This window comes from Vreelandella subterranea (assembly GCF_900111305.1).
Lineage (GTDB): Bacteria > Pseudomonadota > Gammaproteobacteria > Pseudomonadales > Halomonadaceae > Vreelandella > Vreelandella subterranea.
In genome coordinates this window covers 187,594-212,405 of record NZ_FOGS01000005.1, presented here as the reverse complement: position 1 = coordinate 212,405, position 24,812 = coordinate 187,594, and the positions used below count along the sequence as shown (strand labels likewise).

General features: G+C 60.2%; 23 protein-coding genes. 11 read left to right on the top strand and 12 right to left on the bottom strand.

Going from position 1 to position 24,812, the window contains the following annotated elements; translation table 11 throughout:
• Positions 1-10 precede the first annotated feature (10 nt).
• From BMX75_RS09365 to BMX75_RS09350, 4 genes are all read left to right on the top strand, one after another.
• Positions 11-418 carry a flagellar protein FlhE gene (locus tag BMX75_RS09365; RefSeq protein WP_092827333.1) on the top strand — a complete coding sequence of 136 codons (408 nt, stop codon included), beginning with the start codon at positions 11-13 and terminating at the stop codon, positions 416-418.
• A 30-nt stretch (positions 419-448) separates the two neighbouring features.
• Complete coding sequence (locus tag BMX75_RS09360; protein ID WP_092827331.1) at positions 449-1,150, top strand: RNA polymerase sigma factor FliA; 702 nt, start codon at positions 449-451, stop codon at positions 1,148-1,150.
• A gap of 96 nt (positions 1,151-1,246) precedes the next feature.
• Positions 1,247-2,065, top strand: coding sequence for a motility protein A (locus tag BMX75_RS09355; RefSeq protein ID WP_092827329.1), 819 nt, complete (start codon positions 1,247-1,249; stop codon positions 2,063-2,065).
• A gap of 5 nt (positions 2,066-2,070) precedes the next feature.
• A complete protein-coding gene (locus BMX75_RS09350; protein WP_092827327.1) occupies positions 2,071-2,751 on the top strand; it encodes an OmpA/MotB family protein in 681 nt (226 codons plus the stop codon).
• 6 nt (positions 2,752-2,757) lie between these two features.
• Here BMX75_RS09350 and BMX75_RS09345 read toward each other — a convergent pair whose 3' ends face one another.
• On the bottom strand, positions 2,758-3,333 hold the full coding sequence (locus BMX75_RS09345; protein WP_422822069.1) for a hypothetical protein: 576 nt from the start codon (positions 3,331-3,333) through the stop codon (positions 2,758-2,760).
• 194 nt (positions 3,334-3,527) lie between these two features.
• On the opposite strand from BMX75_RS09345, the gene BMX75_RS09340 reads away from it, so the two are divergent.
• Both BMX75_RS09340 and BMX75_RS09335 read left to right on the top strand, forming a co-directional pair.
• Entirely contained in the window at positions 3,528-5,639 is a 2,112-nt protein-coding gene (locus BMX75_RS09340; protein WP_066318988.1) for an adenosylcobalamin-dependent ribonucleoside-diphosphate reductase, read from the top strand.
• Between the two features lie 58 nt (positions 5,640-5,697).
• Positions 5,698-6,480, top strand: a complete 783-nt coding sequence (locus BMX75_RS09335) for a ribonucleoside-diphosphate reductase (protein WP_092827325.1) — start codon at positions 5,698-5,700, stop codon at positions 6,478-6,480.
• Between the two features lie 80 nt (positions 6,481-6,560).
• Here BMX75_RS09335 and BMX75_RS09330 read toward each other — a convergent pair whose 3' ends face one another.
• Together BMX75_RS09330 and uvrA are read right to left on the bottom strand one after the other, a co-directional pair.
• Positions 6,561-7,304, bottom strand: coding sequence for a Crp/Fnr family transcriptional regulator (locus BMX75_RS09330; RefSeq protein ID WP_092827323.1), 744 nt, complete (start codon positions 7,302-7,304; stop codon positions 6,561-6,563).
• A gap of 150 nt (positions 7,305-7,454) precedes the next feature.
• Entirely contained in the window at positions 7,455-10,298 is a 2,844-nt protein-coding gene (gene uvrA / locus BMX75_RS09325) for an excinuclease ABC subunit UvrA (RefSeq protein WP_092827321.1), read from the bottom strand.
• Positions 10,299-10,494: 196 nt separating this feature from the next.
• Here uvrA and BMX75_RS09320 point away from each other — a divergent pair, with 196 nt between their 5' ends.
• From BMX75_RS09320 to BMX75_RS09305, 4 genes are all read left to right on the top strand, one after another.
• Positions 10,495-11,874, top strand: coding sequence for an MFS transporter (locus tag BMX75_RS09320; protein WP_092827319.1), 1,380 nt, complete (start codon positions 10,495-10,497; stop codon positions 11,872-11,874).
• Positions 11,875-11,945: 71 nt separating this feature from the next.
• Positions 11,946-12,512: a single-stranded DNA-binding protein gene (gene ssb / locus BMX75_RS09315; protein WP_092827317.1), complete on the top strand. Its 567-nt coding sequence runs from the start codon at positions 11,946-11,948 to the stop codon at positions 12,510-12,512.
• 44 nt (positions 12,513-12,556) lie between these two features.
• Positions 12,557-13,447, top strand: a complete 891-nt coding sequence (locus BMX75_RS09310) for a sugar nucleotide-binding protein (protein ID WP_092827315.1) — start codon at positions 12,557-12,559, stop codon at positions 13,445-13,447.
• A complete protein-coding gene (locus BMX75_RS09305; RefSeq protein ID WP_422822068.1) occupies positions 13,447-14,172 on the top strand; it encodes a lysophospholipid acyltransferase family protein in 726 nt (241 codons plus the stop codon). Before BMX75_RS09310 ends, BMX75_RS09305 begins: the two co-directional genes overlap by 1 nt.
• A gap of 81 nt (positions 14,173-14,253) precedes the next feature.
• Here BMX75_RS09305 and fabB read toward each other — a convergent pair whose 3' ends face one another.
• Together fabB and fabA are read right to left on the bottom strand one after the other, a co-directional pair.
• Entirely contained in the window at positions 14,254-15,471 is a 1,218-nt protein-coding gene (fabB, locus tag BMX75_RS09300) for a beta-ketoacyl-ACP synthase I (protein WP_092827311.1), read from the bottom strand.
• A gap of 12 nt (positions 15,472-15,483) precedes the next feature.
• Positions 15,484-15,999, bottom strand: coding sequence for a 3-hydroxyacyl-[acyl-carrier-protein] dehydratase FabA (gene fabA, locus BMX75_RS09295; protein WP_066319005.1), 516 nt, complete (start codon positions 15,997-15,999; stop codon positions 15,484-15,486).
• Positions 16,000-16,283: 284 nt separating this feature from the next.
• Here fabA and BMX75_RS09290 point away from each other — a divergent pair, with 284 nt between their 5' ends.
• On the top strand, positions 16,284-18,149 hold the full coding sequence (locus tag BMX75_RS09290; protein WP_092827309.1) for a putative bifunctional diguanylate cyclase/phosphodiesterase: 1,866 nt from the start codon (positions 16,284-16,286) through the stop codon (positions 18,147-18,149).
• Here BMX75_RS09290 and BMX75_RS09285 read toward each other — a convergent pair.
• Genes BMX75_RS09285 through phrB form a run of 7 tightly spaced genes read right to left on the bottom strand, consistent with a single transcriptional unit; the run spans position 18,146 to position 24,777 of the window.
• On the bottom strand, positions 18,146-18,676 hold the full coding sequence (locus BMX75_RS09285) for a DUF2878 domain-containing protein (protein WP_092827307.1): 531 nt from the start codon (positions 18,674-18,676) through the stop codon (positions 18,146-18,148). The genes BMX75_RS09290 and BMX75_RS09285 overlap by 4 nt on opposite strands.
• Positions 18,676-19,944: an SAM-dependent methyltransferase gene (locus BMX75_RS09280; RefSeq protein WP_092827305.1), complete on the bottom strand. Its 1,269-nt coding sequence runs from the start codon at positions 19,942-19,944 to the stop codon at positions 18,676-18,678. Before BMX75_RS09280 ends, BMX75_RS09285 begins: the two co-directional genes overlap by 1 nt.
• On the bottom strand, positions 19,941-20,705 hold the full coding sequence (locus BMX75_RS09275; RefSeq protein ID WP_092827303.1) for a DUF1365 domain-containing protein: 765 nt from the start codon (positions 20,703-20,705) through the stop codon (positions 19,941-19,943). Before BMX75_RS09275 ends, BMX75_RS09280 begins: the two co-directional genes overlap by 4 nt.
• Positions 20,702-22,051 carry an NAD(P)/FAD-dependent oxidoreductase gene (locus tag BMX75_RS09270; RefSeq protein WP_092827301.1) on the bottom strand — a complete coding sequence of 450 codons (1,350 nt, stop codon included), beginning with the start codon at positions 22,049-22,051 and terminating at the stop codon, positions 20,702-20,704. Before BMX75_RS09270 ends, BMX75_RS09275 begins: the two co-directional genes overlap by 4 nt.
• Entirely contained in the window at positions 22,048-22,833 is a 786-nt protein-coding gene (locus BMX75_RS09265; RefSeq protein WP_092827299.1) for an SDR family NAD(P)-dependent oxidoreductase, read from the bottom strand. Before BMX75_RS09265 ends, BMX75_RS09270 begins: the two co-directional genes overlap by 4 nt.
• Positions 22,834-22,893: 60 nt before the next feature.
• Positions 22,894-23,325, bottom strand: a complete 432-nt coding sequence (locus tag BMX75_RS09260) for a nuclear transport factor 2 family protein (protein ID WP_092827297.1) — start codon at positions 23,323-23,325, stop codon at positions 22,894-22,896.
• Positions 23,326-23,364: 39 nt separating this feature from the next.
• Complete coding sequence (phrB, locus tag BMX75_RS09255) at positions 23,365-24,777, bottom strand: deoxyribodipyrimidine photo-lyase (RefSeq protein WP_092827295.1); 1,413 nt, start codon at positions 24,775-24,777, stop codon at positions 23,365-23,367.
• Positions 24,778-24,812: the final 35 nt, after the last annotated feature.

Here is a 24,812-nt window from a genome sequence, read left to right as displayed (position 1 = left end):
GGAATGAAGCATGCTAGGCTATTGGCGTTATGCGATTAGCGTTTTGGTATTAGCCCTGGGACTCAGTGCTTATGCTCAGGGCGCGTCCAGCAGTTGGGTGACACAAGTGCCCGGGCTCATGGTGGCCATGAGCGACCGCGCCAGCCGCAGTGAATCGGTTCGCCCTCCAGCGGGGGCGACCACGCCAGCGGCGGTCATTGAGCGAGTCCAGTGGCAGTATCAGCACGCACCCGGGGCAGCGCTGCAAGCTTGGTTATGCCACCCGGAGCGCTGCGTGTCATTATCGGGTATGCGTGGGGAGACCCGTGCTTTATCCGGCATAAGTGCGACAACGCCCCTGCATTTTCAATTTGCGCTAAACCCGGGGCAGCGGCCCGTTAGCGTTAAAGGGTTGCAGATGATAGTAGATTACCAGTGAGCACAGGTGGTTTAGCCGCGAGGCCATAGGATGTACACAGCACAGGGCAGGATCAAACAAAGTGAGCTGATGAAGGAGTACATGCCACTGGTGAGACGTCAGGCCTTGACGCTTCAGGTCAGGTTGCCGGCCAGTATAGAGCTGGATGACTTAATCCAGGCAGGCATGATGGGGTTGCTTGAAGCCCTGGGACGTTTCGATGCCACTCAGGGCGCCACCTTTGCGACCTTTGCCAGCCAGCGCATACGCGGGGCGATGGTGGACGAATTGCGTACCCGTGACTGGCTGCCCCGCAGCGTCCGCCGTTCGGCGCGAGCCGTTGACGAAACCGTCAGGCGCCTGGAGCAATCCTTGGGGCGTCCCCCCGAAGAAACGGAAATCGCCGACGCCATGGATATGCCGTTGGCTGAGTATCAGCAGCTATTGCACGACACCAATAGCGGGCAGTTGCTGCCTTTTGAAGAGCTGGTGGCGGATGGCAGCGAACCGCAAAATCGTGAAGCCGTGAGCTCGCCCTTCGATCATTTGCTCGACGCCCAGCAGCGGGAAACTCTGGTGGCGGCCATCGAAGCGCTGCCCGAGCGAGAAAAACTGCTCATGGCGCTGTATTACCAGGAAGAGCTCAACCTGAAAGAGGTGGGCGCCGTGCTCGGCGTCACGGAGTCTCGCGTTTCCCAGTTGCACAGTCAGGCGGTCAGCCGTCTGCGCGCCAAGTTAAACGACTCGGTCTAGGGTCTGTTGATGTTTCGCTGACGGCCGGGGCAACGGCAGTCGGCTTTCACGTTTCAGCGCTGATGCGCCCCGTTATATTGCTTTAAGGAGCACGACATGAACCCATCGACGCTGATCGGTATTTTCGCCAGCATCCTGCTGCTGGTAAGCGTCCTGTTTTTCACCGCGGAGTCGCCGGGCAGCTTCCTCAACCTGCCAGGGCTTGCTATCGTGGTCACCGGCACCCTTGCCGCCACCTTTATCAGCTATCCCCTCAAGGAAGTGCTGCGGGTGGTACGCCTGGTCGGCCTGGTCTTCCGGCGTGAAAACACCTATGTGCGTGATGATATCAACGAGCTGGTGGCCATGTCCCGGCTGTGGTTCAAGGGCGATGTTCGCGCCGTTGAAAGAGAACTCGAAAACACCCGCAATCCGTTTTTGCGGACCGGCATCCAGCTGGTGATCGCCAACACCAAAGAAGACGAAATCTTCGATATGTTGCGCTGGCGGATTGCCCGGCTGAAGGCGCGTGAGCACGCGGAAGCGCAGATATTCCGCACCATGGCCACATATGCGCCGGCTTTCGGCATGATTGGCACCCTGGTGGGGCTGGTCAACATGCTGGAAGTCATGGACGCCGGCAATCTCGATGTGATCGGCCCGCGCATGGCGGTGGCCCTGCTGACCACCTTCTACGGTATCCTGCTGGCCAATCTGGTGTTCAAGCCTGTTGCGGTCAAGCTCGAGCGGCGCACCGAGGAACGCTTGATCACCATGAACATGGTACTGGAGGGGATCTCCCTGATTACCAAGCGGCGGCTACCTTCCTTTATAGAAGAAACGCTCAACTCCTTTGTCGCCAACTACCACGACGAAATCCGCGAGCCGGAGGTCAAAAAGCCGCGGGCCTCGGGTAATGCCCCCGCCAAGGGGTAGCCGGGATGCTAGACCGGGATACCCGCCATACATTGGAAGCGCCACTGCCCAAGGGCGGTGACGACGATGGCTGGCTGACCAGCTATCTGGATGTATTGACGCTGTTGCTGACCTTGTTTGTCTTGCTGCTCTCGCTGGCGCCACCCGGCGGTAACGACGCTGGCTCGCAAGCCAGCGTCGATGAAGCGTCCCCCGGTGCGATCGCCGACCTGCCTCTGGCATCACTGGCGACCGGTATCGAGCCCCGTCACAGCGGCCTGCAGCCGCGCTTTGAGGGTATCAGCATTCCGGGAGTGGACGTCTCCCAGGGGCAGGAAGGGGTGACGCTGCGCATCAACGACAACCTGTTGTTCGACAGCGGCCGGGCGCAACTCACCGGGCAGGGCCGTGAGCTCGTCGACAGCCTTGTCGAGGTGCTCAGTGCCTTTGATGGACAGGTGTCCGTCGAAGGCCATACCGATAATGTGCCTATCTCGACCTCGCGCTTTCCTTCCAACTGGGAGCTATCGTCGGCACGGGCGATTGCGGTGGTCCGCCACCTGGATAGCCAAGGGCTCGAGGTTGATCGCATGCGCGCCGTTGGCTATGCCGATACCCAGCCAATGGCGAGCAACGCCACGGCGCAGGGGCGGGCGGCCAACCGTCGCGTCGAGCTGGTGCTCAGGCAGCCGCCAACCCAAAATTAACCCCCGCTAAGACGCATCCCGGCACAGGCGCTGCATCCTTGTCAGCGCCTCTCCCGCGCCCTCCAGGCTGAATATCATGTACCAGGGGTCTTCGTCCCCCTGGTCAAAGCCCAGAAAAACCTGCTCGCCAGCGCCCATGTCGGCGATCAATTGATCGATATCGTGGAGATAAAAGTGGGCATAAAAGCCGCTATCGCCTCGTTCGGTGATAAATTCGGCGACGCTGTGGATGCGCTCACGATCATCGACGCGTAGCCGCGCAGGCACCTGATTAACCGCTCGGCTTTCGCCCTGAGCGGCTTCCAGTTCGACACGCATCTCCAGCCAGGGTAAGTCGCACACGCCCTGGGTGGCATTGACGCTCAAGGTGGCATCCGAGTAGCTGTGCGCTTCCACGGCACGAAAATGCCGCTCGTTACCGAGGGTCAATGCCATCGACTGCCAATGGTCGTGGGTTTGGTCGTCTTCGACGTTAAACGACACGGCATGCGCCGATGGCAGCGATAACACCAACGCAGCGCCAAGCGCGGGGTAAGCAAGTGCGGACGGAAAACGCGATATCAACGGCATGAACAGGCCCATCATCTGGAAAACCCTTAGCCTATCGTCTGATGCACGGTGACAAAAGACTAAGGCGCTGATTTTTCTATATATGGTAGAAAAAATATGAAAAAGCAGCCGATATAGTGCAACGTCAAGACTATACTTCACCCGGTTGCCTCGTATAATCGCTTTGACCAAGCGCTATTTTCAACGCCGCTAAGGAGTTTCGCGACATGAGTACTGCTACCCAGGCTATGAACACCTCTAACGATGTCCCGCTTCAGGAACCGTCGCGGGAAATTTGGGATGCCAAATATCGTCTTAAGGATCGCCATAGCCAGCCGGTGGATCAGGACCTGGGCGCGACTTTCGAGCGGGTGGCGAAAGCTCTGGCGGATGTAGAAGGTGACAAGGCGCAAGAGTGGTTGCCGAAGTTCCGCTGGGCGCTGGAAAATGGCGCGGTGCCTGCCGGGCGGATTCTCTCCAACGCCGGGGCTGACGCCTATAAGCCCGCGGTGAGCCTGATTAACTGCACGGTGTCGCGCACCATTCGCGATTCGATGCGCGATATCCTGGATTCCGTGGTAGACGCCGGAATGACGCTCAAGTCCGGCGCCGGTATCGGCTATGACTTTTCCACGTTGCGCCATAAAGGGGCCTTTGTGTTCGGCGCGGGCGCAGGCACCAACGGCCCGCTGGCGTTCATGGATATCTACGACAAGATGTGTTTTACAGTGGCCTCTGCCGGTGGCCGTCGCGGCGCGCAGATGGGCACCTTTGATGTCGGCCATCCGGACGTGCGCGAGTTTATCCAGGCCAAGCGCGAAGCCGGGCGCCTACGCCAGTTCAACCTTAGCCTGCTGATCACCGACGAGTTCATGGAGGCCGTCAAGCATAACGCCGACTGGCCGCTGGCTTTCCCGCTCCACCCCGGCGAGAAAGACGACGTCAGCGACGAGGACATCATCTATCGCGACTGGCCGGTGGTCGAGGAAGGCTATACGGTCGACGATGAAGGCCGCGTGGCCTGCCGGATTGTCGAGGTGATCAAGGCGCGGGAGCTGTGGGACACCATCATGGCCTCGACCTACGATTACGCCGAGCCCGGGTTCATTTTGATCGATCAGGTGAACCGCATGAACAACAACTGGTTCTGCGAAGATATCCGCGCGACCAATCCCTGCGGTGAGCAGCCGCTGCCGCCAGAGGGCGCTTGCCTGCTGGGCTCGGTCAACCTGACTCAATTCGTGATTGAACCGTTCAGCGACCAGCCGCGCTTTGACTGGGACCGCTACCGTAAAGTAGTGGCGATCTTCACCCGCATGCTGGATAACGTGGTCGAGATTGCCGGCTTGCCGTTGCCCCAGCAGCAGCGCGAAATCGAAGCCAAACGCCGCCATGGCATGGGGTTTTTGGGCCTGGGCTCGACGCTGACCATGCTCAAGATCCCCTATGGCTCACAGGCGTCGCTGGCCTTTACCGAAGAAGTCAGCCGTCATCTGGCCATTGAAGGCTGGAAGCAGGCGTTGGAGCTTTCCCAAGAGAAGGGCATGGCCCCGGTGCTCGCCGAAGAGCACGTGATCACGCCGAAGATGATGCGTGAGCGTCCCCAGCTGGCCAAGGACGGCTATGAGGTGGGCGACAAGGTGCCCGGGCGTATTCTTCATGCCCGTTACAGCCAGTACATGAACAAGGTGGCCGAGCTTGAACCCGAGCTCGTGGCGCAACTTGCCGAACACGGCGCACGCTTTACCCACCACAGTTCCATCGCCCCGACCGGCACGATTTCGCTGTCCATGGGCAACAACGCGTCCAACGGCATCGAGCCGTCGTTCTCGCACCGTTATTTCCGCAATATCATCCAGTCGGGCAAGAAGACCAAGGAGCAAGTCGAGGTCGTGTCCTTCGAACTGGCAGCCTATCGCCACTTTATTGCTGCTGATGCGGTGGACAGCGACCTGCCCGATTACTTCATCACCGCCGATGCGGTGACGCCCGAGCAGCACGTGGCGGTTCAGGCGGCGGCCCAGCAATGGATCGACTCGGCGATTTCCAAGACGGTCAATGTGCCTACCGAGTTTGCGTTCGAGAAGTTCCAGGACCTTTATTTGCAAGCCTACGAAAGCCGTCTCAAGGGCTGCACGACCTTCCGCTTCAATCCGGAAGCCTTCCAGGGCGTTCTGGTGCGCGAAGACGACCTGAAAAACACCACCTATGTGTTTGAGCTCGAGAACGGTGAAACCCTCGAACTGACCGGCGATGAAAAAGTGATCTACGACGGTGAAGAGCACAACGCCGCCAACCTGTTTGATGGTCTGAAAGAAGGCACCTACGGCAAATGGTGATGCCGGGCCACGCCCCATCACGCACAGCCCTGCACCCCTTTGCCAAGTGGAGAACGTTATGACTGTTGAAATCACCTCGAAAATCGTCGGTTATCGTATCAAGCAGCAGGCGCCTGAAGCGCCAAGCCCAACCCTGCCCGAGGAAGACCCGCTGACGGTGCGCATTCCTTCGCGCCCGGAAGGCACACTGGAAGCCGTCTCGGAAAAGATTTCCTATGTCGGCGCCGAAGGCCGCAAAAAGGTTTATCTACTGGTGTCCTTCATGCCGGTGGAAGGCGTTGTCGGCGGCAAGCGCGTGGTCATCGAGCGCCCGGTGGAGTTTTTCTTCCCTTCCGGACAGCTTTCCAGCGAACACCAGTGGATCACGGCGACCATGCGTAGCCTGTCACTGGCGGCCCGCGGGGGTTACGTCACTCAGGCAGTGGCCGACTTGCGCAAAGTGGCCTGGGACAAGGGCCTGGTGCGCTGCGGGATGAACCGCTGGAACAAACCCATGTTCCATGATTCCGAAGTGGCCGCCATTGCTTGGTCGATCCAGCAGATTCTGTACCGTCGCGGCTTTCTGGATCAGGACGGCAACCAGGTGCCGGTGGAAAGCCTGGTGGAGCGTTATGCGCATCGCATGCAGCACGGCCACGCCTGGCAGCCCCCCGCCGAGGACACGCCCGCTGAGGCAGAAAGCGGCGCGGTCGAGCCCATCGGGCAAGATGCCGCCACCTCTAATGCCCCGAGCAACGGCCCGGCGGTCGTCGGTCACTGTCCTGAATGCCGCGGAGAACTGATCATGATGGATGGCTGCCCCACCTGCTACGCAGGGTGCGGCTGGTCGAAGTGCGGCTAATGTAAGTCATCGACGTATGGAAAAGGGCGCGCGCTTATACGGCTCGCGCCCTTTTTCATTGATGTATTAGCGGGGGCTTGCTAGCCAGCAGCGTCAAACAACGGCCGCACATTATCGGTCAGGTAGGCGTCGTCAAACTCGCCTTCCACGGAGAGGGCGTCCAGGTCCGGAATGGTGACGTTATGACGGTCGCGGAAAACCAGGCCGTCCTCGCTTAGCGCGCTGAATGTCCGGCTGACGTGAACCGGGCTCAGGCCCAGAATATCGGCCAACTGCTCCTGAGAAAGCGGCAGGCGGAACTGACCGCTGATATCGTCATTGGTTTGACGCAGGCGTAAATACATTTCATGAAGAAAATGGGCCATTTTCTGGCGGGCGCTGCGCCGGGCAATGTTCACCAGCCGTTCGGTGAGCAGCGCCTGCTGACGGCTGCCGATGGCAAACATGATCGAGGTCAGCGGCAGCGACTGGCGAAATAGTTCGAGCATGCGGCGATGGGGGAAATGGCAGATAACGCCATCGTTGATCATGCGCACGTTCTCGAGACGCTGGTTAAAGGCAAACTCGCGCAGGCCAATGATATCGCCGGGCAAAAAGACTTCGAGTATCTGGCGGTCGCCGTTCTCCAGGTGGCGATACGAGTAAGCCCAGCCGCTTTTCAGCGTACAGAACTCATTGGCCGGATCGCCTACCTCCCAGAGGAGCGTGCCTGCTTTAATAGCGGTGGGGCTATCCTCCAGCGATATGAGCAGTTGTCTTTCGTCTTCATCAAGCGAGCAGTAGTGGCTGAAATGCTTAATGATGCAGCTGTTTTCCTGGCCCACGATTAACCACCCCTGAACGATGTTCGCTTAAAATCAATGACTCGACCAACCGCTACGATAGACGACGCCGCTAAAAAATGCTTAACGCCATGTATTATATGAGTTTCGCAGCGTGGCGGCGACTCACGCAAGCCCCGCCATGATGGTCCATCAGGCGGACGCGCGCTGTTGGCGTTTCAGTAGCGGTGCCAGGAAGCGTCCGGTATGCGATGTCGCCTGTTTGGCGACCTGCTCAGGCGTGCCTTCAGCGATGATCCGACCGCCCCCGGAGCCGCCTTCGGGACCCAGGTCGATAATCCAGTCAGCGGTCTTGATCACATCCAGGTTGTGCTCGATCACCACGATGGTGTTGCCGTGATCGCGCAGGCGGTGGAGCACCGTCAGCAGCTGGCGAATATCTTCAAAGTGCAAACCGGTGGTTGGCTCATCCAGGATATACAGCGTCTTGCCGGTATCGCGCTTGGCCAGCTCCCGGGCGAGCTTGATCCGCTGGGCTTCCCCGCCCGACAGCGTGGTGGCACTTTGCCCCAGGCGAATATAGGACAGGCCCACGTCGAGCAGGGTTTGCAGGCGGCGGGCAATGGCCGGTACCGGGCTGAAGAATTCCAGGGCATCTTCCACCGTCATGGCCAGCACTTCGTGGATGGTCTTGCCCTTGTAATGGATATCCAGGGTTTCACGGTTATAGCGCTTGCCCTTGCACACGTCGCAGGGGACATAGATATCCGGCAGAAAGTGCATCTCCACCTTGATCATGCCCTCGCCCTGACAGGCTTCGCAGCGCCCGCCCTTGACGTTGAAGCTGAACCGGCCGGGCTTGTAGCCCCGCGAGCGGGCTTCCTGGGTGCCCGCGAACAGTTCGCGGATGGGCGTGAAAATGCCGGTATAAGTGGCCGGGTTGGAACGCGGTGTGCGGCCAATCGGGCTTTGGTCGATATCAATCACTTTATCCAGCTGATCGAGCCCTTCGATTTTTTGATAAGGCGCGGGGGTGAGCGAGGTCGCGCGATTCAACTCCCGGGCGGCGATGGGCATCAGGGTGCCGTTGATCAACGTCGATTTACCCGAGCCGGACACACCCGTAATGGCGACAAACAGCCCCAGCGGCAGCGACAGCGACACGTCCTGCAGGTTATTGCCGGTGGCGCCGTGGACGATGAGCTGCTTTTCCGGATTGCCGGGAATGCGGTAGGGCGGCACGGCGATCTCCCGCGTGCCGGAAAGGTACTGGCCGGTCAGCGACTCGGGATTGTCCATGACGTCTTGCGGGGTGCCCTGGGCGACAATCTCGCCGCCGTGGACGCCAGCCCCGGGCCCGATATCCAGCACGTGGTCGGCGGCGCGAATGGCATCTTCATCGTGCTCGACCACGATCACGGTGTTGCCCAGGTCGCGCAGCCGCTCCAGGGTTTTCAGCAGCCGGTCGTTGTCGCGCTGATGCAGCCCGATGGAAGGCTCGTCGAGAATGTACATGACGCCGACCAGGCCAGCGCCAATCTGGCTGGCCAGGCGAATGCGCTGGGCCTCGCCGCCGGAGAGGGTGTCGGCGCTGCGTTCCAGGTTGAGGTAGTCGAGTCCGACGTTGACCAGAAACTCCAGCCGGGCATGAATTTCATGGACGATCTTGTCGGCGATCTCACCCTTGCGCCCTGGCAGACGCAGGTCGGCAAAGTAGCGCCAAGCGTCGCCAATGGGCAAATGCACCATATCGGCAATGTTACGGTCATCGACGTACACATGGCGTGATTCCTTGCGCAGACGCGAGCCGCTACAGGTCGCGCAGGGCTGTACCGCGATATACTTGGCCAGGTCATCGCGGACCATGTTGGATTCGGTTTCCCGGTAGCGGCGCTGCATATTGGGCAGCACGCCTTCGAACGCATGTTCGCGGGTCACCTTGCGGCCGCGATCGCCCACATAGACAAACGGGATGGTTTCATCGCCGCTGCCGTTGAGGATAATGTCCTGCTCGTGGCGAGCCAGCTCATTCCAGGGCGTTTCCAGTTCAAAACGATAGTGTTTGGCCAATGCCTGAAGCTGGGTGAAATAGTAGATATTGCGCCGGTCCCAGCCCTTGATCACGCCTTCGGCAAGCGACAGCTCCGGGTGGCTGATCAGCTTGGCCGGGTCGAAATACTGCTGGACGCCCAGCCCGTCGCAGGTGGGGCAGGCACCCGCCGGGTTGTTGAACGAGAACATGCGCGGCTCGAGCTCCGCCAGCGAGTAGCCGCACACCGGGCAGGCAAAACGCGACGAGAAGGCGATATCCTCATGGCCGCCGTCCATAAAGTGGATCATGGCGGTGCCGTCGGCCAGGTTCAGCGCGGTTTCAAAGGACTCGGCCAGGCGTTGGGCGAGATCATCACGCACCTTGAAACGATCGACGACCACGCTGATATCGTGCTTTTTGCGCTTGTCCAGCGGGGCAATGTCGTCGAGCTCCAGCACCTGTCCGTCGATCAGCGCACGGACAAACCCCTGAGCGCGCAACTCTGCCAGTAGCTGCAAATGCTCGCCTTTACGGCCTTTGACCACCGGGGCCAGCAGCATCAGCTTGGTGCCTTCGGCAAGGTTCATGACCTGGTCGACCATCTGCGAAATCGTCTGGGCTTCCAGGTCTTCACCGTGCTCGGGGCAGCGTGGGGTGCCCGCGCGGGCAAACAGCAGGCGCAGGTAGTCGTAAATCTCGGTAATCGTGCCCACGGTCGAGCGCGGGTTGTGCGAGGTAGACTTCTGCTCGATGGAAATGGCCGGCGAAAGCCCCTCGATGTGATCCACATCGGGCTTCTCCATCATCGACAGGAATTGGCGCGCATAGGTGGAGAGCGACTCCACATAGCGGCGCTGTCCCTCGGCGTAAAGGGTGTCGAACGCTAATGAGGACTTGCCTGACCCGGAAAGGCCGGTAATCACGATCAACTTGTTACGAGGCAGTTCCACATCGATCTGCTTGAGGTTGTGGGTGCGGGCACCCCTGACCAGAATGCTGTCCATCAACACCTCGAATCGCGCGGCAAAAGCGTGATTATACGTTTCTCCGGGCCCTCCCGGCAAAGCGGTTTCACTTGGCAGCGGTGTGATGACGTTTCGCTGAATCACCCAACGCGCTAGAATGGGCGGCTAACCAAGCCCCGGTGGGCATTGCCTTACCATCCACGGTCATCATCCCAAGGACCATTCCAAGGGTTTTATGCGCAAGGTGTCTGCACTGTTACTGGCCTCTGAACGCCGTGCCATCAGCGGTCTGGCGGGGTTGTACGCGTCTCGTATGTTGGGGCTTTTCATGGTTCTGCCCGTGCTGGCGCTGTATGCCGACGGTCTGGCAGGCTCGACGCCGCTGCTGGTGGGTGTGGCATTAGGAGTCTATGGGCTGACCCAGGCGCTGCTGCAAATCCCCTTCGGTTTATGGTCTGACCGGGTTGGCCGCAAACGCGTGATTGCCTTCGGGCTGGTACTGTTTGCGCTGGGCAGCGTGGTGGCGGCGCTTGCTGATTCCATCGCCGTCATGATTTTAGGCCGTGCCCTGCAGGGCAGTGGGGCGGTGGCCGCGGCTATCATGGCGCTGCTGGCGGACCAGACCCGCGAGCAGGTGCGTACCGCGGCGATGGCAACGATTGGCTTATCGATTGGCGTGGCATTCGCTCTGGCCATGGTGATTGGGCCCTGGCTGGCGGCGTGGGCAGGGCTTGCCGGTGTGTTCTGGCTGACGGTACTGCTGACGCTGTTGGGCCTGATCGTTTTGTGGCGCTGGGTGCCGCCCGCGCCGCGCCGTGTCCAGCACCGCGATGTGGGCATGGACCGTCGGCAGTTGAGAAGCGTGCTGTCACGCCCGGAGCTCTGGCGGCTCGACGTGTCGATTTTTGCGCTGCACTTCGTACTGATGGCGATTTTTGTGGCCGTACCGTTTCGCTTGCTTGAGGCGGGAATCAGCGCGGCGCATCATGGCTTGGCCTATCTGGCGATCATGGGACTTTCGTTTATTGCCATGCTGCCGCTGATGATCACGGCCGAGAAGCGCCAGCGCATGACACGCATCTGCCTGCTGGCGATTGGCGCCATTACGATCAGCCTGGCGGGTTTGGGGCTTCCGGTCTCTGAGGGCTATGGGGTGTTTCCATGGCTGTTTATCTTCTTTACTGGCTTCAACCTGCTGGAAGCGACCCTTCCGTCGATGCTCAGCAAGCTGGCACCGGCCGGGGCCAAGGGGACTGCCATGGGGGTCTATTCCACCAGCCAGTTTCTGGGGGCGTTTCTAGGCGGTACCCTGGGTGGCGTGCTGGCAAGTGTCGGGGGCCTGGACGCGGTATTTCTCGGCTGCGCACTGCTGGCGCTATTGTGGTGGGGCGCGATGCTGAATATGCCATCGCCACCGCCGTTGAGCAGTGAGGTGGTGGCACTGGGCAACACCCAAGGCGATACTATGGACGTGCTGCTTGAGCATCTGGCAGGCGTGACAGGCGTCGAGGATGTCATGGTCGTGCCCGAAGAACGGCTAGCGTATTTAAAGGTCAATCGGCAGCAGCTTGATCAAGCAGCGCTTGCTAAGCTGGTAACACCCCCGAAATCATAAAAGGGGTGGGGGGATAGTGCGTCGCTGGGACGCTGTCGACGTTTATCGATATCAATTGAAAGGAGCGCCTTATGGCTCGCGGCATTAACAAGGTTATCTTGATCGGCAATCTCGGACAGGATCCTGAGGTACGATTCACGCCCTCCGGAACGGCGGTTGCCAACCTTAACCTGGCGACCACCGATACCTGGATGGACCGCCAGAGCGGTCAGCGCCAGGAGCGCACCGAGTGGCACCGGGTGGTGATGTTCAACAAAACCGCCGAAATTGCCCAGCAATACCTCAAGAAAGGCTCCAAGGTTTACATCGAAGGACGTTTGCAAACCCGCAAATGGCAGGACCAGAATGGCCAGGACCGCTATAGTACTGAAATCGTTGCCAACGATATGCAGATGCTTGATTCCCGCGGCGGTGATTACCAGGGCGGCGGCGCGGCACCCAATAACTACGCCCAAGGTGGGCAGGGTGGCCAGCCCCAGCCCCCTCAGGGTGACCAATACGGCGGACAAGGCGCTGCCCAGCCGCAGCGAGCGCCGCAGCAAAACCAGCCCGCACCGCCGCAAGGCCAGCAAAACAACCAATATGGCGCGCCTGACCCTGGCAATTTCGATGACTTTGACGATGAGATTCCGTTCTAAGTGACGCGCCATGACGCGAGTGAAGGTAAGGGAGACAGGCCGTCTTGAAGCTTTTGATACTCGATGCGGGCCACTGCTTGAGTTTGGCGCTGGCGCGCGAAACCAGTCGCCGGTCAGATACTGAACTGGTGATTGAACAAGCCACGCAGGTGAGTGCCGAGCGCCTGCGGGAGGTGTCGCCGGACGCGGTGATTGTACCGCCATTGGCGCACCCCCTGAACATGGCCCCCGCCGCCGTTATGGAGCACGCCGACGCCGTTGAGGTCTGCCTCGAGGCCTGCCGCGCCGAAGATGTGGCACTGGTCTGGTGTGTGTCTGATCAGCTCTACGAAGACGGCTTCGACGTTGCCATCGATGAGCATGTCGTTCCGGCACCTCGTGATGAGAGCCTGCGCCGTCTGGTGCAAACCGGCAATCGTATCCGGGCCGATTACGCCCGCCACCTGATTGTTCGCCTGGGGCCATTGTTTGCCCTTGAGGGCAGTCATGCGTGGCTCAACGAACTGCTGGACAGCCTGGTCATGGGTGACAGTGTACGGGCGGCGGAAGACGTCATCTTTTGCCCTACCTCGGCGGATGCCGTGGCCCTTGCCCTGATCGGTATGCTCCAGCAGCAGTCCTGCGGCGCGGATGCCTGGGGCGCCTATCATCTGGCGGGGACTGAGCCGGTGAGCGCTTTTACCTTTACCTCCATGGTGAGGACGCAACTATTGACCCATCTCGAAGGGCGCGGCGAGCAAGTGACGTTAGGTGACGTCGAGGCATTGAAGCATCACCATGATGCCAAGCTGCGCCGTGTGCTGAACTGCCGCCGGGTGCTCAATGTGTTTGGTGTCCATCAAAAGCCGTGGCGTTTGGAGGTCGGGCGCATGCTCGATGCCTGGTGTTTAACGCGTGATCCGAAGGGTGTCGACGGCACAGGAGCGTCGTCTTGATGCAAGTGGCTCGCAGCGTGGTATTTTATGCAGGGTATTTTGCTGCCCTATTGGTGATTGGCGTGCTGTTCCTGCCGATCGCGCCTTTTTTACCCCTGGCTTGGCGTTATCGCCTGCTCAATTTATATAATTATTTTTTGATGTTCTGGTTCCGCATTGCCTGCGGGGTGCGCTACGACATTCAGGGCGCGCATCACCTGCCGGACGGGCCCTGTGTGATTCAGGCAAACCACCAGAGCGAGTGGGAAACGGTTTTTCTGCAGGTAATGAAGCCACCGGTATGCACCGTATTGAAACGTGAGCTGCTGCGCCTGCCCATCTTTGGCTGGGGCTTGCGTTTGCTGCACCCGATCAGCCTGGACCGCTCCAAACCGGCGCGGGCCATCAAGCAGGTGCTGGGTCAGGGCGTTGAACGGCTGAATACAGGGCTTTCGGTGCTGATTTTTCCTGAAGGCACCCGGGTCGAGCCCGGGGAGCGCCGGCGTTACAACAAAAGCGGTAGTGTGGTTGCCTGTCGCGCAGGGGTGCCGGTATTACCCGTGGCCCATAATGCGGGAGAGCGCTGGCCGGGGCGCCATTGGATTAAACGCCCGGGCGTGCTGCGGGTACGTATTGGCGAACCCATCGAAACCGCGGGACGGACCTCGGATGAGGTGCTGGCTGATGTCGAGGCGTGGATAGAGGCCCAACTGGTTGATATCTCGGATGTCCCAAGACCCCAATGACGCCCTTGTATTGGCCGAGCATGAAAAACGCCCCCTGCGCAATCCGCAGGGGGCGTTTTCATGGTGCTTGCCGCCGCAAGGTTATTCGGCGTAGCGCTGAAACACCAGACAGGCATTGGTGCCGCCAAAGCCGAAGCTGTTGGACAGCACCCGGTCAATGGCCACGTCATCGCGGCGCTCGGTAACGATATCGAAGCCGTCGGCCTGCTCGTCGAGCTGTTCCACATTGGCCGAGGCGGCCACGAAACGGTGCTGCATCATGAGCAGCGAGTAGACCGCCTCCTGGACCCCGGTGGCGCCCAGCGAGTGGCCGGTCAGCGACTTGGTCGAGCTCATCGCCGGCGTTGAATTGCCAAAGACCTCGCGGACCGCTTTGAGTTCGGCCACATCGCCCACCGGCGTTGATGTGCCGTGGGTGTTGATATAATCAATATCACCCTCGACGGTTGCCATGGCCTGGCGCATGCAGCGGGTTGCCCCTTCGCCGGACGGTGCCACCATGTCGTAGCCGTCGGACGTGGCGCCATAGCCTACCAGCTCACCGTAAATCTTGGCGCCGCGGGCCTTGGCGTGTTCCAGTTCTTCGAGTACCAGCATGCCGCCGCCACCGGCGATGACAAAGCCGTCACGGGCCTGGTCGTAAGGGCGCGATGCCTTGTCGGGCGACCCGTTATAGTGGGTAGAAAGAGCCCCCATGGCGTCGAACAGGCAGGACAGCGTCCAGTGTTCTTCTTCACCGCCACCGGCGAAAACCACGTCCTGCTTGCCAAGCTGAATCTGCTCCATCGCACTGCCGATACAGTGTGCCGATGTCGCACAAGCCGACGAAATCGAATAGTTCACGCCCTTGATCTTGAACGGCGTGGCCAGGCATGCCGAAACGGTACTGCCCATGGTGCGGGTGACGCGGTAGGGGCCCACGCGGCGCAGTCCCTTTTCGCGCAGCACATCGGCGGCTTCCACCTGGTTGGCACTCGAAGCGCCGCCAGAGCCTGCAATCAAGCCGGTTCGCTCGTTGGACACCTGGTCGTCGGCAAGCCCCGCGTCTTCGATGGCCTGCGCCATGGAAATATACGCATAAGCCGCTGCATCGCCCATGAACCGCAGCAGTTTGCGATCAATGAGCGACTCGAGGTCAATATCAACGCTGCCTGCTACCTGGCTGCGAAAGCCACGTTCAGCATAGTCTTCTTTGAAGCGAATGCCGCTACGGCCACTTCTGAGCGCCTCAAGGACCTGTTGTTGGTCGTTGCCCAGGCACGACACAATGCCAAGGCCGGTGACTACCACTCGTCGCATGGGAGCCTCCTGTTAAAAATTCGCAGTGGAGGTGAATAGGCCAACGCGCAAATCATTAGCCTGATAGATATCGCGACCGTCTACCGAGACGGTGCCGTCGGCCATGCCCAGAATCAGCCGACGAGTAATAATGCGTTTCATGTTGATACGATAGGTTACTTTTTGCGCGTCGGGAAGTATCTGTCCGCTGAACTTTACTTCACCGCAGCCAAGTGCACGTCCGCGGCCAGGGTGGCCTAGCCAGCCCAGGTAAAAGCCAACCAGCTGCCACATGGCATCAAGCCCCAGGCAGCCTGGCATGACCGGATCACCGGGAAAATGGCAATCGAAAAACCATAGGTCGGGTGTGATATCCAATTCGGCAATCAATTCGCCTTTATTGTACTCGCCGCCTGCTTCGTGAATGTGCGTGATGCGGTCAAGCATCAGCATGTTGGGCGCTGGCAGTTGGGCATTGCCCGGGCCAAAAAGTTCGCCGCGGGAGCAGGCCAGCAGTTCATCGCGATCAAAGGAATGTTGCTTGGTCACTGAATCTTTCCGAGTATCAGGGTAAAAGGTTGGGCCTAGTCTACTTCCCGAAACCGCTGAATGCACGTAACGGGCTTATTATTGGTGTGCCCTACAGAATTTTTATGAACGGCCGAAAGTATAATGAGGCAATTAGTGTAGAGTCGAATGATTGGTTTTGCACATTAAACGGCTTATTGACGTAAGATTGACGTTCCGTTGCCTGTCAGGCGTCGTCATGGCGCTGATCTGATTTTTTTGGGAGCAGCTCTTAGCCCGTTTTTTATAGGATGTCGTGAACAAGCATGTGGCTTCCCGTTTCCCTTAGTCGCCCCCTGGTCTGGGCTGCGTTGGTGGCACTGCCCGCCTGCATCTGGATTCCCGATGCCGCGCTGCGCATGGTCGCGGCATCAATAGTGGCGCTTGGGCTCTGGGATGCGTGGCGTCAGATGCGTCAACAGCGTCTCAGGCTGCGTCTCTCGCAGGATGCAATTGGCCTTTCCAACGACGCCATGGTCATCAGCGATGTCGAAAATCGCGTCATCGCCGTTAATGCGGCATTTACCGAAATTACCGGCTATGAAAGCCATGAAATACTGGGGCTCAAGCTCGAAACACTGGCAGCTCCGAGACACGATAAAACATTCTACCAGCACTTCTGGAGCACGCTTAAAAGCACCGGGCGCTGGGAAGGCGAGATGTGGAACCGCCGCAAGCACGGCGATGAATACCCCGAGTGGCTCAAGGTGCGTGCCATCACCGATAAACGCGGCAAGATAACCCATTTTATTAGCCTGTTTGCCGATATTTCCGCCCAGAAAGCCCGCGAGCGTGATCTGCGCCGCATTGGCTACGAGGACCCGCTGACCGGGCTGCCCAACCGTCGGCGTCTGCACGACCTGATGGAATCACGCCTGCGCAGTCTGCGCGCGGGAGAGAGCCTGGATATCGCGCTGATCGACATTGACGGTTTGAAATCGGTGAACGACAGCATGGGGGTTGAGCAGGGTGACCGCTTGCTGGCGCGTTTTGCTCAGCGGTTGACCAGCTATATGGCGGGCAGCGTCGTCGGACGTCTAGGCGGCGATGAATTCATGGTCATTCGCACCACGACCTACGATGATCACGATAAGTGGGTGGCGAACCTGCGTGACCACATGAGCAATCCGTTTGAGATCCAGGAGCAGTCGTTGCGCCTGGGTTTGACCATCGGCAGCTGTCGAGCTCCGGAAGATGGGCGTGACTCCGGGGTGCTGTTTCAACGGCTGGAGTCGGCGTTGTACAACGCCAAACGGCTTGGGCGCAACCACAGTCTGCGTTTTCGCCCCGCCCTGGACAAGCAGGACAATCCGCAATTGTCGCTGGTCAGCGACCTGCGCGCCGCCCTCGTCTCGGGGGATCAACTGGAGCTGTATTTTCAGACCCAGCATCACCCCGGTACGGGCGAGCTGCTTGGCATGGAGGCGCTGCTGCGCTGGCAGCACCCGCGGGATGGGATGATCTCGCCGGGTGAGTTCATTCCCTTGGCCGAGCGCCACGGCCTGATGGCGGAGCTGGGTAGCTGGGTGATTGAAAAGGCCTGCGCGCAGCAGGCGCACTGGGCCAATAATGACATGCCGACGCTGACCATGTGGGTCAACATCTCGGCGCTGCAGCTCTTTCATGGTGATCTTGAAAGCCAATTGGCCACCTGCCTTAAACGCTACCGGATAACGCCTGGCCACATCGGCCTGGAACTCACCGAATCGGTCCTGCTGGACGAGCGCGCAGGCGACATGGGACCGCGTCTGAAAGCGCTACGCGACCAAGGCTATGCCATTGCGATCGATGACTTCGGTACCGGCTATTCATCGCTTGGCTACCTGAAGCGCCTGCCGGTGGACAAGATAAAGCTTGACCGAGCCTTCATCCGAGAATTGCCTGGGGACCAGGCCGATGCGGCGATTGTGAAGGCGGTGCTGTCGATGGCCAAGGGGCTGGGGCTTGATGTGATTGCCGAAGGTGTCGAAACCAAAGAGCAGTGCGATTTTCTGGTTGATGCAGGCTGTCATATGGTGCAAGGGTTTTATTTCGCCCGTCCACAGCCTGCACACGAACTGGAACAGCGTATGCTTTCCAAAGCAAACTCGGCAACGTCACGCACAGGCAGCGTGGCTAGAACAGGGACCTAGCGTGCCTCGGTGGCCGCATAGCGATATTGCCAGCGTCGGTAATAGCGGCAGACGCCAAGGCAGATAAGCGCCCATGCCAGCGCCTGGGTGGGCAGCAGCCAAGGCGCCAGAGTGACATCGGTAAGTGCCGCCCCGGCAAAATACGACAGCGGTCCGCCCAACGCACCCAGCGTTGCTGCCCGCCAGGGCCATTGCCATAGCCACGCAAGCGAGTGATGCACCAGGGTGGCGAACAGCGGCCAGAGCATCCACAGCCAGAAAGGCAGTAAGCCCGCGATGAGCCGTTGATCGGTAAATATCAGCCCCCCGGCCAGCTGTAGACCGCCGTCGACCGCGAGCCCTATTAAGGCAAAGGCCGCCACCAGTCGCCACTCCCCTGGTTTACCGACATACCGCAGATGCAGTGCAATCCAGGTGCTGCCCGCAACCGCGGCAACCCAGGAGCCTCCCAGCACGCACAGCGTCCAGATCACTTCAAAGCCCAGAGCGTTAACGAGCACTGCCACCAAGCGCCGCCGGGCGAGCATTACAGCGCTCCGGTCAAGGGGGCCGGTTTGGCAGCGGGCTTGGCCAGCAGCAAGTGACAGGTGCCAATCGAACGCTCCAGGAAACCGCCTTCGCAGTAGCACAGGTAATACCGCCACATGCGGATAAAGCGTTCGTCATAACCCAGCGCTTGCACATCCTCCAGGTGGGCCTCGAAGCGGTGGCGCCATTCGCGCAGGGTGCGCGCGTAATGCTGGCCAATTTCATCCAGCGCTACCATGTTGAGCGACGTCTTGCGCATCAGACTGCTGGCAATGGCGTGGTGGGAAGGTAAAAAGCCGCCGGGGAAGATATACCGCTTGATAAAGTCCATATCCCGCTTGGCGCCATCAAAGCGCTGGTCGCGGATGGTAATCGCCTGGAGCATGGCCTGGCCGTCGTCGGTCAACAGGCTGTCGACCTTGCGCAGGTAGGTATCCAGGTACTGGTGGCCGACGGCTTCAATCATTTCGACGGAAATCAGCCGGTCAAAGCGGCCGGTCAGTTCACGGTAGTCCTGTTTCAGCAGCGTGATGCGCGCCTCCAGGCCCTCTTCCTTGATGCGCTTTGCGGTATAGGCGTATTGTTCTTCGGAAATGGTGGTCGTCGTCACGCGGCAGCCGCGGGTCCTGGCCGCATGGATGGCAAGCCCGCCCCAGCCCGTGCCGATTTCCAGCAAATGGTGCTCGGGTAGCACGTTGAGCTTGTCGAGCATGACATCCAGCTTGTAGGTCGAGGCTTCTTCCAGGCTGGCATCCGGGTAGGGAAAGACGGCGCTGGAGTACATCCAGTGGTGCTTGTCGAGAAAGGTGCCAAACAGATCGTTGCCAATATCATAGTGCGCGGCGATATTGCGTCTGGACCCGGTCAGGCTGTTGCGCTGAAAACGATGCACCAGGCCCATCAGCCAGCGTGTCATGCGCGCGCTGCCGTTCTCGAGATGGCCGTTGACCTGGTCCAGGTTAATGGCAAACAGGCGCACCAGGGCGACCAGGTCATCGGCGTCCCAGTCGTTGTCCATGTAAGCCTCGGCGGCGCCCACGGTGCCGCCTAGAGCAAGCCGCTTCCAGGCGCGCGCGTGGCGGACGACGACGGTGACGTGAAGCTCCCCGCCCTGGCCAAGATGGTGGCATTGATTGCCTTCAATCAGGGTAATGTGGCCGCCGGTAAAGGTGTCCAGCTGCGCGATCAACCGCTTTTTCAGCCAGCGGGTGGCACGCCCCAGGGGGGCGGGTTGAATATCAGGCGGCGTGGAACGCAGGGTCGTCATTTCGAGGTCTCCTTGCGCTTGGGGTGGTTATAGACAGGGTTGCGCTTCAACCACAGCCGAAGCGCCTCAAAATGAATGCCGGTGATGGTTTTCAGGCTTATCCACGGCTGGCGCGCCAGAGTGGTCAGCAACACCCGGGGGGTGGCGGGAGCCGCCTCCAGGGTCAGGGTGGCGTCGAAGTGACGCTGCCCGGCCTGCCAGTTTTCCATGTGCAGTAATAACTGGTCGCCCGGTGTGTTAAAGCGCCATCGGTAAGTCATGTCCATGGGGTTGAACGGTGAGACGTGCATGGCTTTATCGAAGGTCGCGTGGTGGCTGTGGCGGTGGCCATCGACACGGCAGGCGTAACAGGTGCGATCACGCCAGGGCATGTTGGTCACTTCGCCAAGCACCGCTGACAGCTGGCCTGCCCGGTCGTAGGCGTAATACATCGAAATAGGGTTGAACATGGCGCCCAGCGTGCGCAGCTGTGTCAACACGCAGATACGGCCCTCGGGGGCGCTGCCCAACTGGCGTGTCAGCTCTTCGCGGACGGCGGTGGCCAGCGGGCGGTCCGTCGGGCCGAGATAGTCGTCGCGGCGAAAACGCGCCAGTGCCGCACCTCTGGCGCTGAACCCCGGCACACCGTCAAACAGCATCGGCAGCTCGTCCAGGTCCAGCCAGGCCATCCACAGCTGGTAATCAAAGCGGTGTGTGTGAGGCGTGAAACGTCGGTGACGCAGGGTGCCGCGATACACCCGTGAATGAGGCGTCGTCATCATCCTGCGTCACCCCCTTGATAGGCATCGAACAGCTCCGTGGTAGGCAGCGCCGTGGGAGCAGAGAGCGGGGTGTAGGCTTCGTCACAACTCAGCGAGCGGGCAACGCGCAGTGCGCTCCAGACGCCATCTTCATGGAAGCCGTTGCGCCAGTAGGCACCACAGAAGTGGGTGCGTCGGGCAGGCGATGAAATCTCGCCGTGACGCTGTTGGGCAGCATGCCCCGCCAGGGTGAACTGTGGGTGGGCGTAGGTGTAGCGTCCCAGCACCCTGGCGGGGTCGATACTGTCTGAATCATTGAGGGTGACGCAAAACGTGGTGTCCGCATCCAGCCGCTGAAGAATGTTCATGTTGTAGGTCACCGAGACCCGTTCGTCGGCTCCACGGCCGTCAAGGCGGTAATTCCAGCTGGCCCAGGCACGTTGTCGGCGTGGCAACAGTGAGGTGTCGGTATGCAGGACCACCTCGTTATCCTGGTAGGGCATGGCGCCGAGAATCTCGCTTTCAGCCGCGGTCGGGTCATCCAGCATGGCCAAGGCCTGGTCGGCATGGCATGCAAGGACGACCTGATCAAAGCGCTGGGTGCCTTGAGCGGTGGTGATCATCACCCCGGTATCCGTGCGGGTAATGCCGGTAACCGGGGTGTTCAGGTGAATACGGTCCGCATAGGGCGCGGTCAACCGTGGAATGTAGCGGCGTGAACCGCCCACCAAGGTGTACCACTGGGGACGGTGGTTGACCGACAGAAGCCCGTGGTTGCGGAAAAAACGGACAAAAAAGGTCAGCGGAAAGGATCGCAAGTCGCCAATGCTCGCCGACCAGATGGCCGCGCCCATGGGCAGCAGGTAGCGCCGCTGGAAGGCCTGGCCGTAGCCGTGGCGATCCAGATAGTCGCCAAGCGTCATGTCCTGGGCAAGCCGATCGTTCTCCAGGTCCGCAGTGGCCTGCTTGTTGAAGCGCATGATATCGGCCAGCAGGCGGTAGAAAGCCGGGTTGAGCAGGTTGCGGCGCTGAGCGAACAGCGAGGTCAAGGTGTGGCCGTTGTATTCAAAGTCAACGCTGGTCTCGTGTACCGAAAAACTCATTTCGGTGGCCTGGCTGGGAACATCCAGGGCATCCAGCAGGCGCTGAAAATGCGGATAGGTCCAGTCGTTGAAGACGATGAAGCCGGTGTCGATGGCGTAAGGGCGGCCACCTACCTCGACGTCCATGGTCGCGGTATGCCCGCCCAGGCGCGCGTCGGCTTCGAACAGGGTGACCTCGTGCTGGGCGGAAAGATACCAGCCAGCTGCCATACCGCTGATGCCGCTGCCGATCACGGCGATACGCTGTGAACCCAAGGTGCTCATCGGGAAGCCTCTTGCTGGCGCGTCATGCGCAGGCCGATTCGGCGGCGCAAAGCGGGGGGTAAAATGCCCAGCAGCTTGACCATATAGGTAAAGCGGCGCGGAAAGTGGATATCCAGACGCCCCTTTACCAGACCCTCGATAATGGCGTCAGCGGCGGTGTCGGCGCTGACCTGCATGGGCATGGGGAAGTCATTGCGCTCGGTCAGCGGCGTCTTGACGAAGCCTGGGTGAATCAGGCTGACGTCGATGCCTTCCTGGTCAAGGTCAAGGCGCAGCGACTCCAGGAAATAGCTGACGGCCGCCTTGGAGGCGCCATAGGCTTCTGCCCGGGGTAACGGCAGGTAGGCAGAAGCGCTGGAAGTGGCCGCAAGCCGGGCGGGCCTGCCTTCCCGGCGGGCGGCACGCAGTAAGGGAAGGGCCGCCTCGACGCCATACAGGGTGCCAAACAGGTTGGGGGTGAAGACACGTTCGATCAGGTCCATGTCAAACTGCTGGGCATTGAGGTATTCACAGGTGCCTGCGTTGAGCAGAACCAGGTCAAGGGCGCCCAACTGCTCGCCGATCTGCTGGCCCGCGGCCAACACCGCATGGCGGTCGCTGACGTCGAGCGGCAGCGGGTGGGCGTTGGGGTGGTCCTGGCACAGCGCTTCCAGCGCCGCGTGGTTGCGGGCGCTGAGTACGACCTGATGACCCTGGGCAATAAGCTTTCTGGCCAAGGCGTCGCCAATCCCCGAGGTCGCACCCGTCAGCCAGATACGCTGGGGGGTTGTCCATGTGCTCATCGAACCTCTCCTGTTACACCCTGCGGGCACCTTGGTCAGATGCCCCAGGCAACGTAATGATTAATCAAGACGATGCTTTAACCAGCGAATGACCCGCCCCATTACCGGGAGGTGCTCATAGAGCATCGCCCCGGCATCAAAGTAGTCCCTGTGTCGCGCCACACGCCCGTCGTCAGCAAATGTCAACGCACTGCACCCCTCTACCTTGATCGTACGTCCTCCTGCCAGCTTTGGATGCACGAATGTCATGGTCCAGGTGACAAATGCCTGGCTGCCCTGGCGCTGGCGCGTGTGATAAACGAATTGGCAGCGCTCGATGTTTTCATACATCGCGGCAAAATAGCGCGACAGCGCGGGGCGACCTTCAACGTTATGCAGCGGGTCGCTGAAAATTATATCGTCAGTATATACTTCGTACAGCTTTTCTGTACAGGTATTGTCAAGTTTGTTGAAAAAGGCGCAAAAATCTTCCAGTGCCTTGTCCTGTGACATGAAGACTCCTGAAGTCGTTAGGCGGTTAGCGGGCCGGTATCAGTCTGACAGCGCCTTGAAGGCATCGAGTGCCCGTTGACGTGCTGCCTTGTGATCGACAATGGGGGCGGGGTAGTCCAGCTGGGTCAGCAGGTCGCGCGGTGGTGCATGGCGGGCTTTGGTCGGCAAGGCGGCAAGCTCGGGCAGCCAGTGGGCGATAAAGTCGCCGTTGGGGTCAAAGCGTGTGGATTGCGTGGTGGGATTGAAGATTCGGAAATACGGGGCGGCGTCGGTACCTGTTGAGGCCGCCCACTGCCAGCCACCGTTGTTGGCACCAAACTCGCCGTCCACCAGGTGGCGCAGAAAAAACGCCTCCCCCCGGCGCCAGTCGATCAGCAGGTGCTTGCTCAGGAACATCGCGGTGACCATGCGCAGCCGATTGTGCATCCAACCGGTGGTGACCAGCTGGCGCATGGCGGCGTCCACCAGCGGGTAGCCGGTACGGCCTTCGCACCAGGCGTTGAAGGCGTCGGGGTCGTCGCGCCAGGCAAGTTTACGGGTATGGGCCTGAAACGGCTGGTGGCGGCATACCTGAGGAAAGCCGACGGCCACGTGCTGGTAAAATTCCCGCCAGATAAGCTCGCTGACCCAGGCGGTCAGGCCTTTATCGCCATCGGCCAAATGTCCGCCATTCTCGCTCATGGCGGCCTGCATGCACTGTCGATAGGAGATCATTCCCAGCGCCAGATAGGGCGAAAGCTCACTGGTGCCGCGCACCTTTGGGAAGTCCCGCTGATCGCTGTAGTGGCGGCCACGGAAGCGTAAGAAGCGTTCCAGGCGGTTGCTGGCGGCGTGCTCTCCTGCAGGCCACTGGTCAGCATCGACCGGGGTGGCATCAAGATCCGGGAGTGGCGGCAAAGGGTCGCTATCGATACCCAGTGGCGATTGAGCATCCGGGGTGTCGCGCAGTGCCAACTGGTCGGCGGTGATCTGCTTGTGCCAGGCCTTGGCAAAGGGGGTGAAGACGCCGTAATAGTCGCCCTTGCCGGTCAGTAGCGTCCCGGGGGCAAAGGCCACCGCATCATGATGCCCGTGTGCCGCAATGTCCGCCTGCTTGAAGGACTCGATGACCGCCTGGTCGCGACGCTGCTCATTGAGGGGGTACTCAAGGTTGAAGTGCAACTGCTCGATCTGGTGCTCGCGGGCAATCTCAAGCAAGGTGGCGGGCGCCTCATCGAACGACGCGATATCCCGATGCAGAAGCGGAATGTTCAGCCCCTCGAGGGCTTCTTTGAGGGCCGTCACGCCACGTGTCCAGAAGTCGATCTTGTTGATGCCATGGCCGTGCGTCTGCCACTGGTCCACCGAGCGCAGAAAGACGGCAACCACCGGCCCTTTTGCAGCGGCGGCGGCAAGCGCGGTGTTATCGTGGATGCGCAGGTCACTACGCAGCCAAACCAACTGTCGAGACATGGAAACTCCTGCAGGGCGATGGTCAAGCGGGTCGC

Coding starts and splice junctions, on each gene's coding strand:
- BMX75_RS09340 (WP_066318988.1), top strand. CDS start 3,528: ATGAGTACTGCTACCCAGGCTATGAACACCTCTAACGATGTCCCGCTT.
- fabB (WP_092827311.1), bottom strand. CDS start 15,471: ATGCGACGAGTGGTAGTCACCGGCCTTGGCATTGTGTCGTGCCTGGGC.
- BMX75_RS09360 (WP_092827331.1), top strand. CDS start 449: ATGTACACAGCACAGGGCAGGATCAAACAAAGTGAGCTGATGAAGGAG.
- BMX75_RS09345 (WP_422822069.1), bottom strand. CDS start 3,333: ATGGGCCTGTTCATGCCGTTGATATCGCGTTTTCCGTCCGCACTTGCT.
- BMX75_RS09365 (WP_092827333.1), top strand. CDS start 11: ATGCTAGGCTATTGGCGTTATGCGATTAGCGTTTTGGTATTAGCCCTG.
- BMX75_RS09285 (WP_092827307.1), bottom strand. CDS start 18,676: ATGCTCGCCCGGCGGCGCTTGGTGGCAGTGCTCGTTAACGCTCTGGGC.
- BMX75_RS09270 (WP_092827301.1), bottom strand. CDS start 22,051: ATGAGCACCTTGGGTTCACAGCGTATCGCCGTGATCGGCAGCGGCATC.
- BMX75_RS09305 (WP_422822068.1), top strand. CDS start 13,447: ATGCAAGTGGCTCGCAGCGTGGTATTTTATGCAGGGTATTTTGCTGCC.
- BMX75_RS09335 (WP_092827325.1), top strand. CDS start 5,698: ATGACTGTTGAAATCACCTCGAAAATCGTCGGTTATCGTATCAAGCAG.
- BMX75_RS09275 (WP_092827303.1), bottom strand. CDS start 20,705: ATGATGACGACGCCTCATTCACGGGTGTATCGCGGCACCCTGCGTCAC.
- uvrA (WP_092827321.1), bottom strand. CDS start 10,298: ATGGACAGCATTCTGGTCAGGGGTGCCCGCACCCACAACCTCAAGCAG.
- BMX75_RS09355 (WP_092827329.1), top strand. CDS start 1,247: ATGAACCCATCGACGCTGATCGGTATTTTCGCCAGCATCCTGCTGCTG.
- BMX75_RS09350 (WP_092827327.1), top strand. CDS start 2,071: ATGCTAGACCGGGATACCCGCCATACATTGGAAGCGCCACTGCCCAAG.
- ssb (WP_092827317.1), top strand. CDS start 11,946: ATGGCTCGCGGCATTAACAAGGTTATCTTGATCGGCAATCTCGGACAG.
- BMX75_RS09320 (WP_092827319.1), top strand. CDS start 10,495: ATGCGCAAGGTGTCTGCACTGTTACTGGCCTCTGAACGCCGTGCCATC.
- BMX75_RS09280 (WP_092827305.1), bottom strand. CDS start 19,944: ATGACGACCCTGCGTTCCACGCCGCCTGATATTCAACCCGCCCCCCTG.
- BMX75_RS09290 (WP_092827309.1), top strand. CDS start 16,284: ATGTGGCTTCCCGTTTCCCTTAGTCGCCCCCTGGTCTGGGCTGCGTTG.
- BMX75_RS09265 (WP_092827299.1), bottom strand. CDS start 22,833: ATGAGCACATGGACAACCCCCCAGCGTATCTGGCTGACGGGTGCGACC.
- phrB (WP_092827295.1), bottom strand. CDS start 24,777: ATGTCTCGACAGTTGGTTTGGCTGCGTAGTGACCTGCGCATCCACGAT.
- BMX75_RS09260 (WP_092827297.1), bottom strand. CDS start 23,325: ATGTCACAGGACAAGGCACTGGAAGATTTTTGCGCCTTTTTCAACAAA.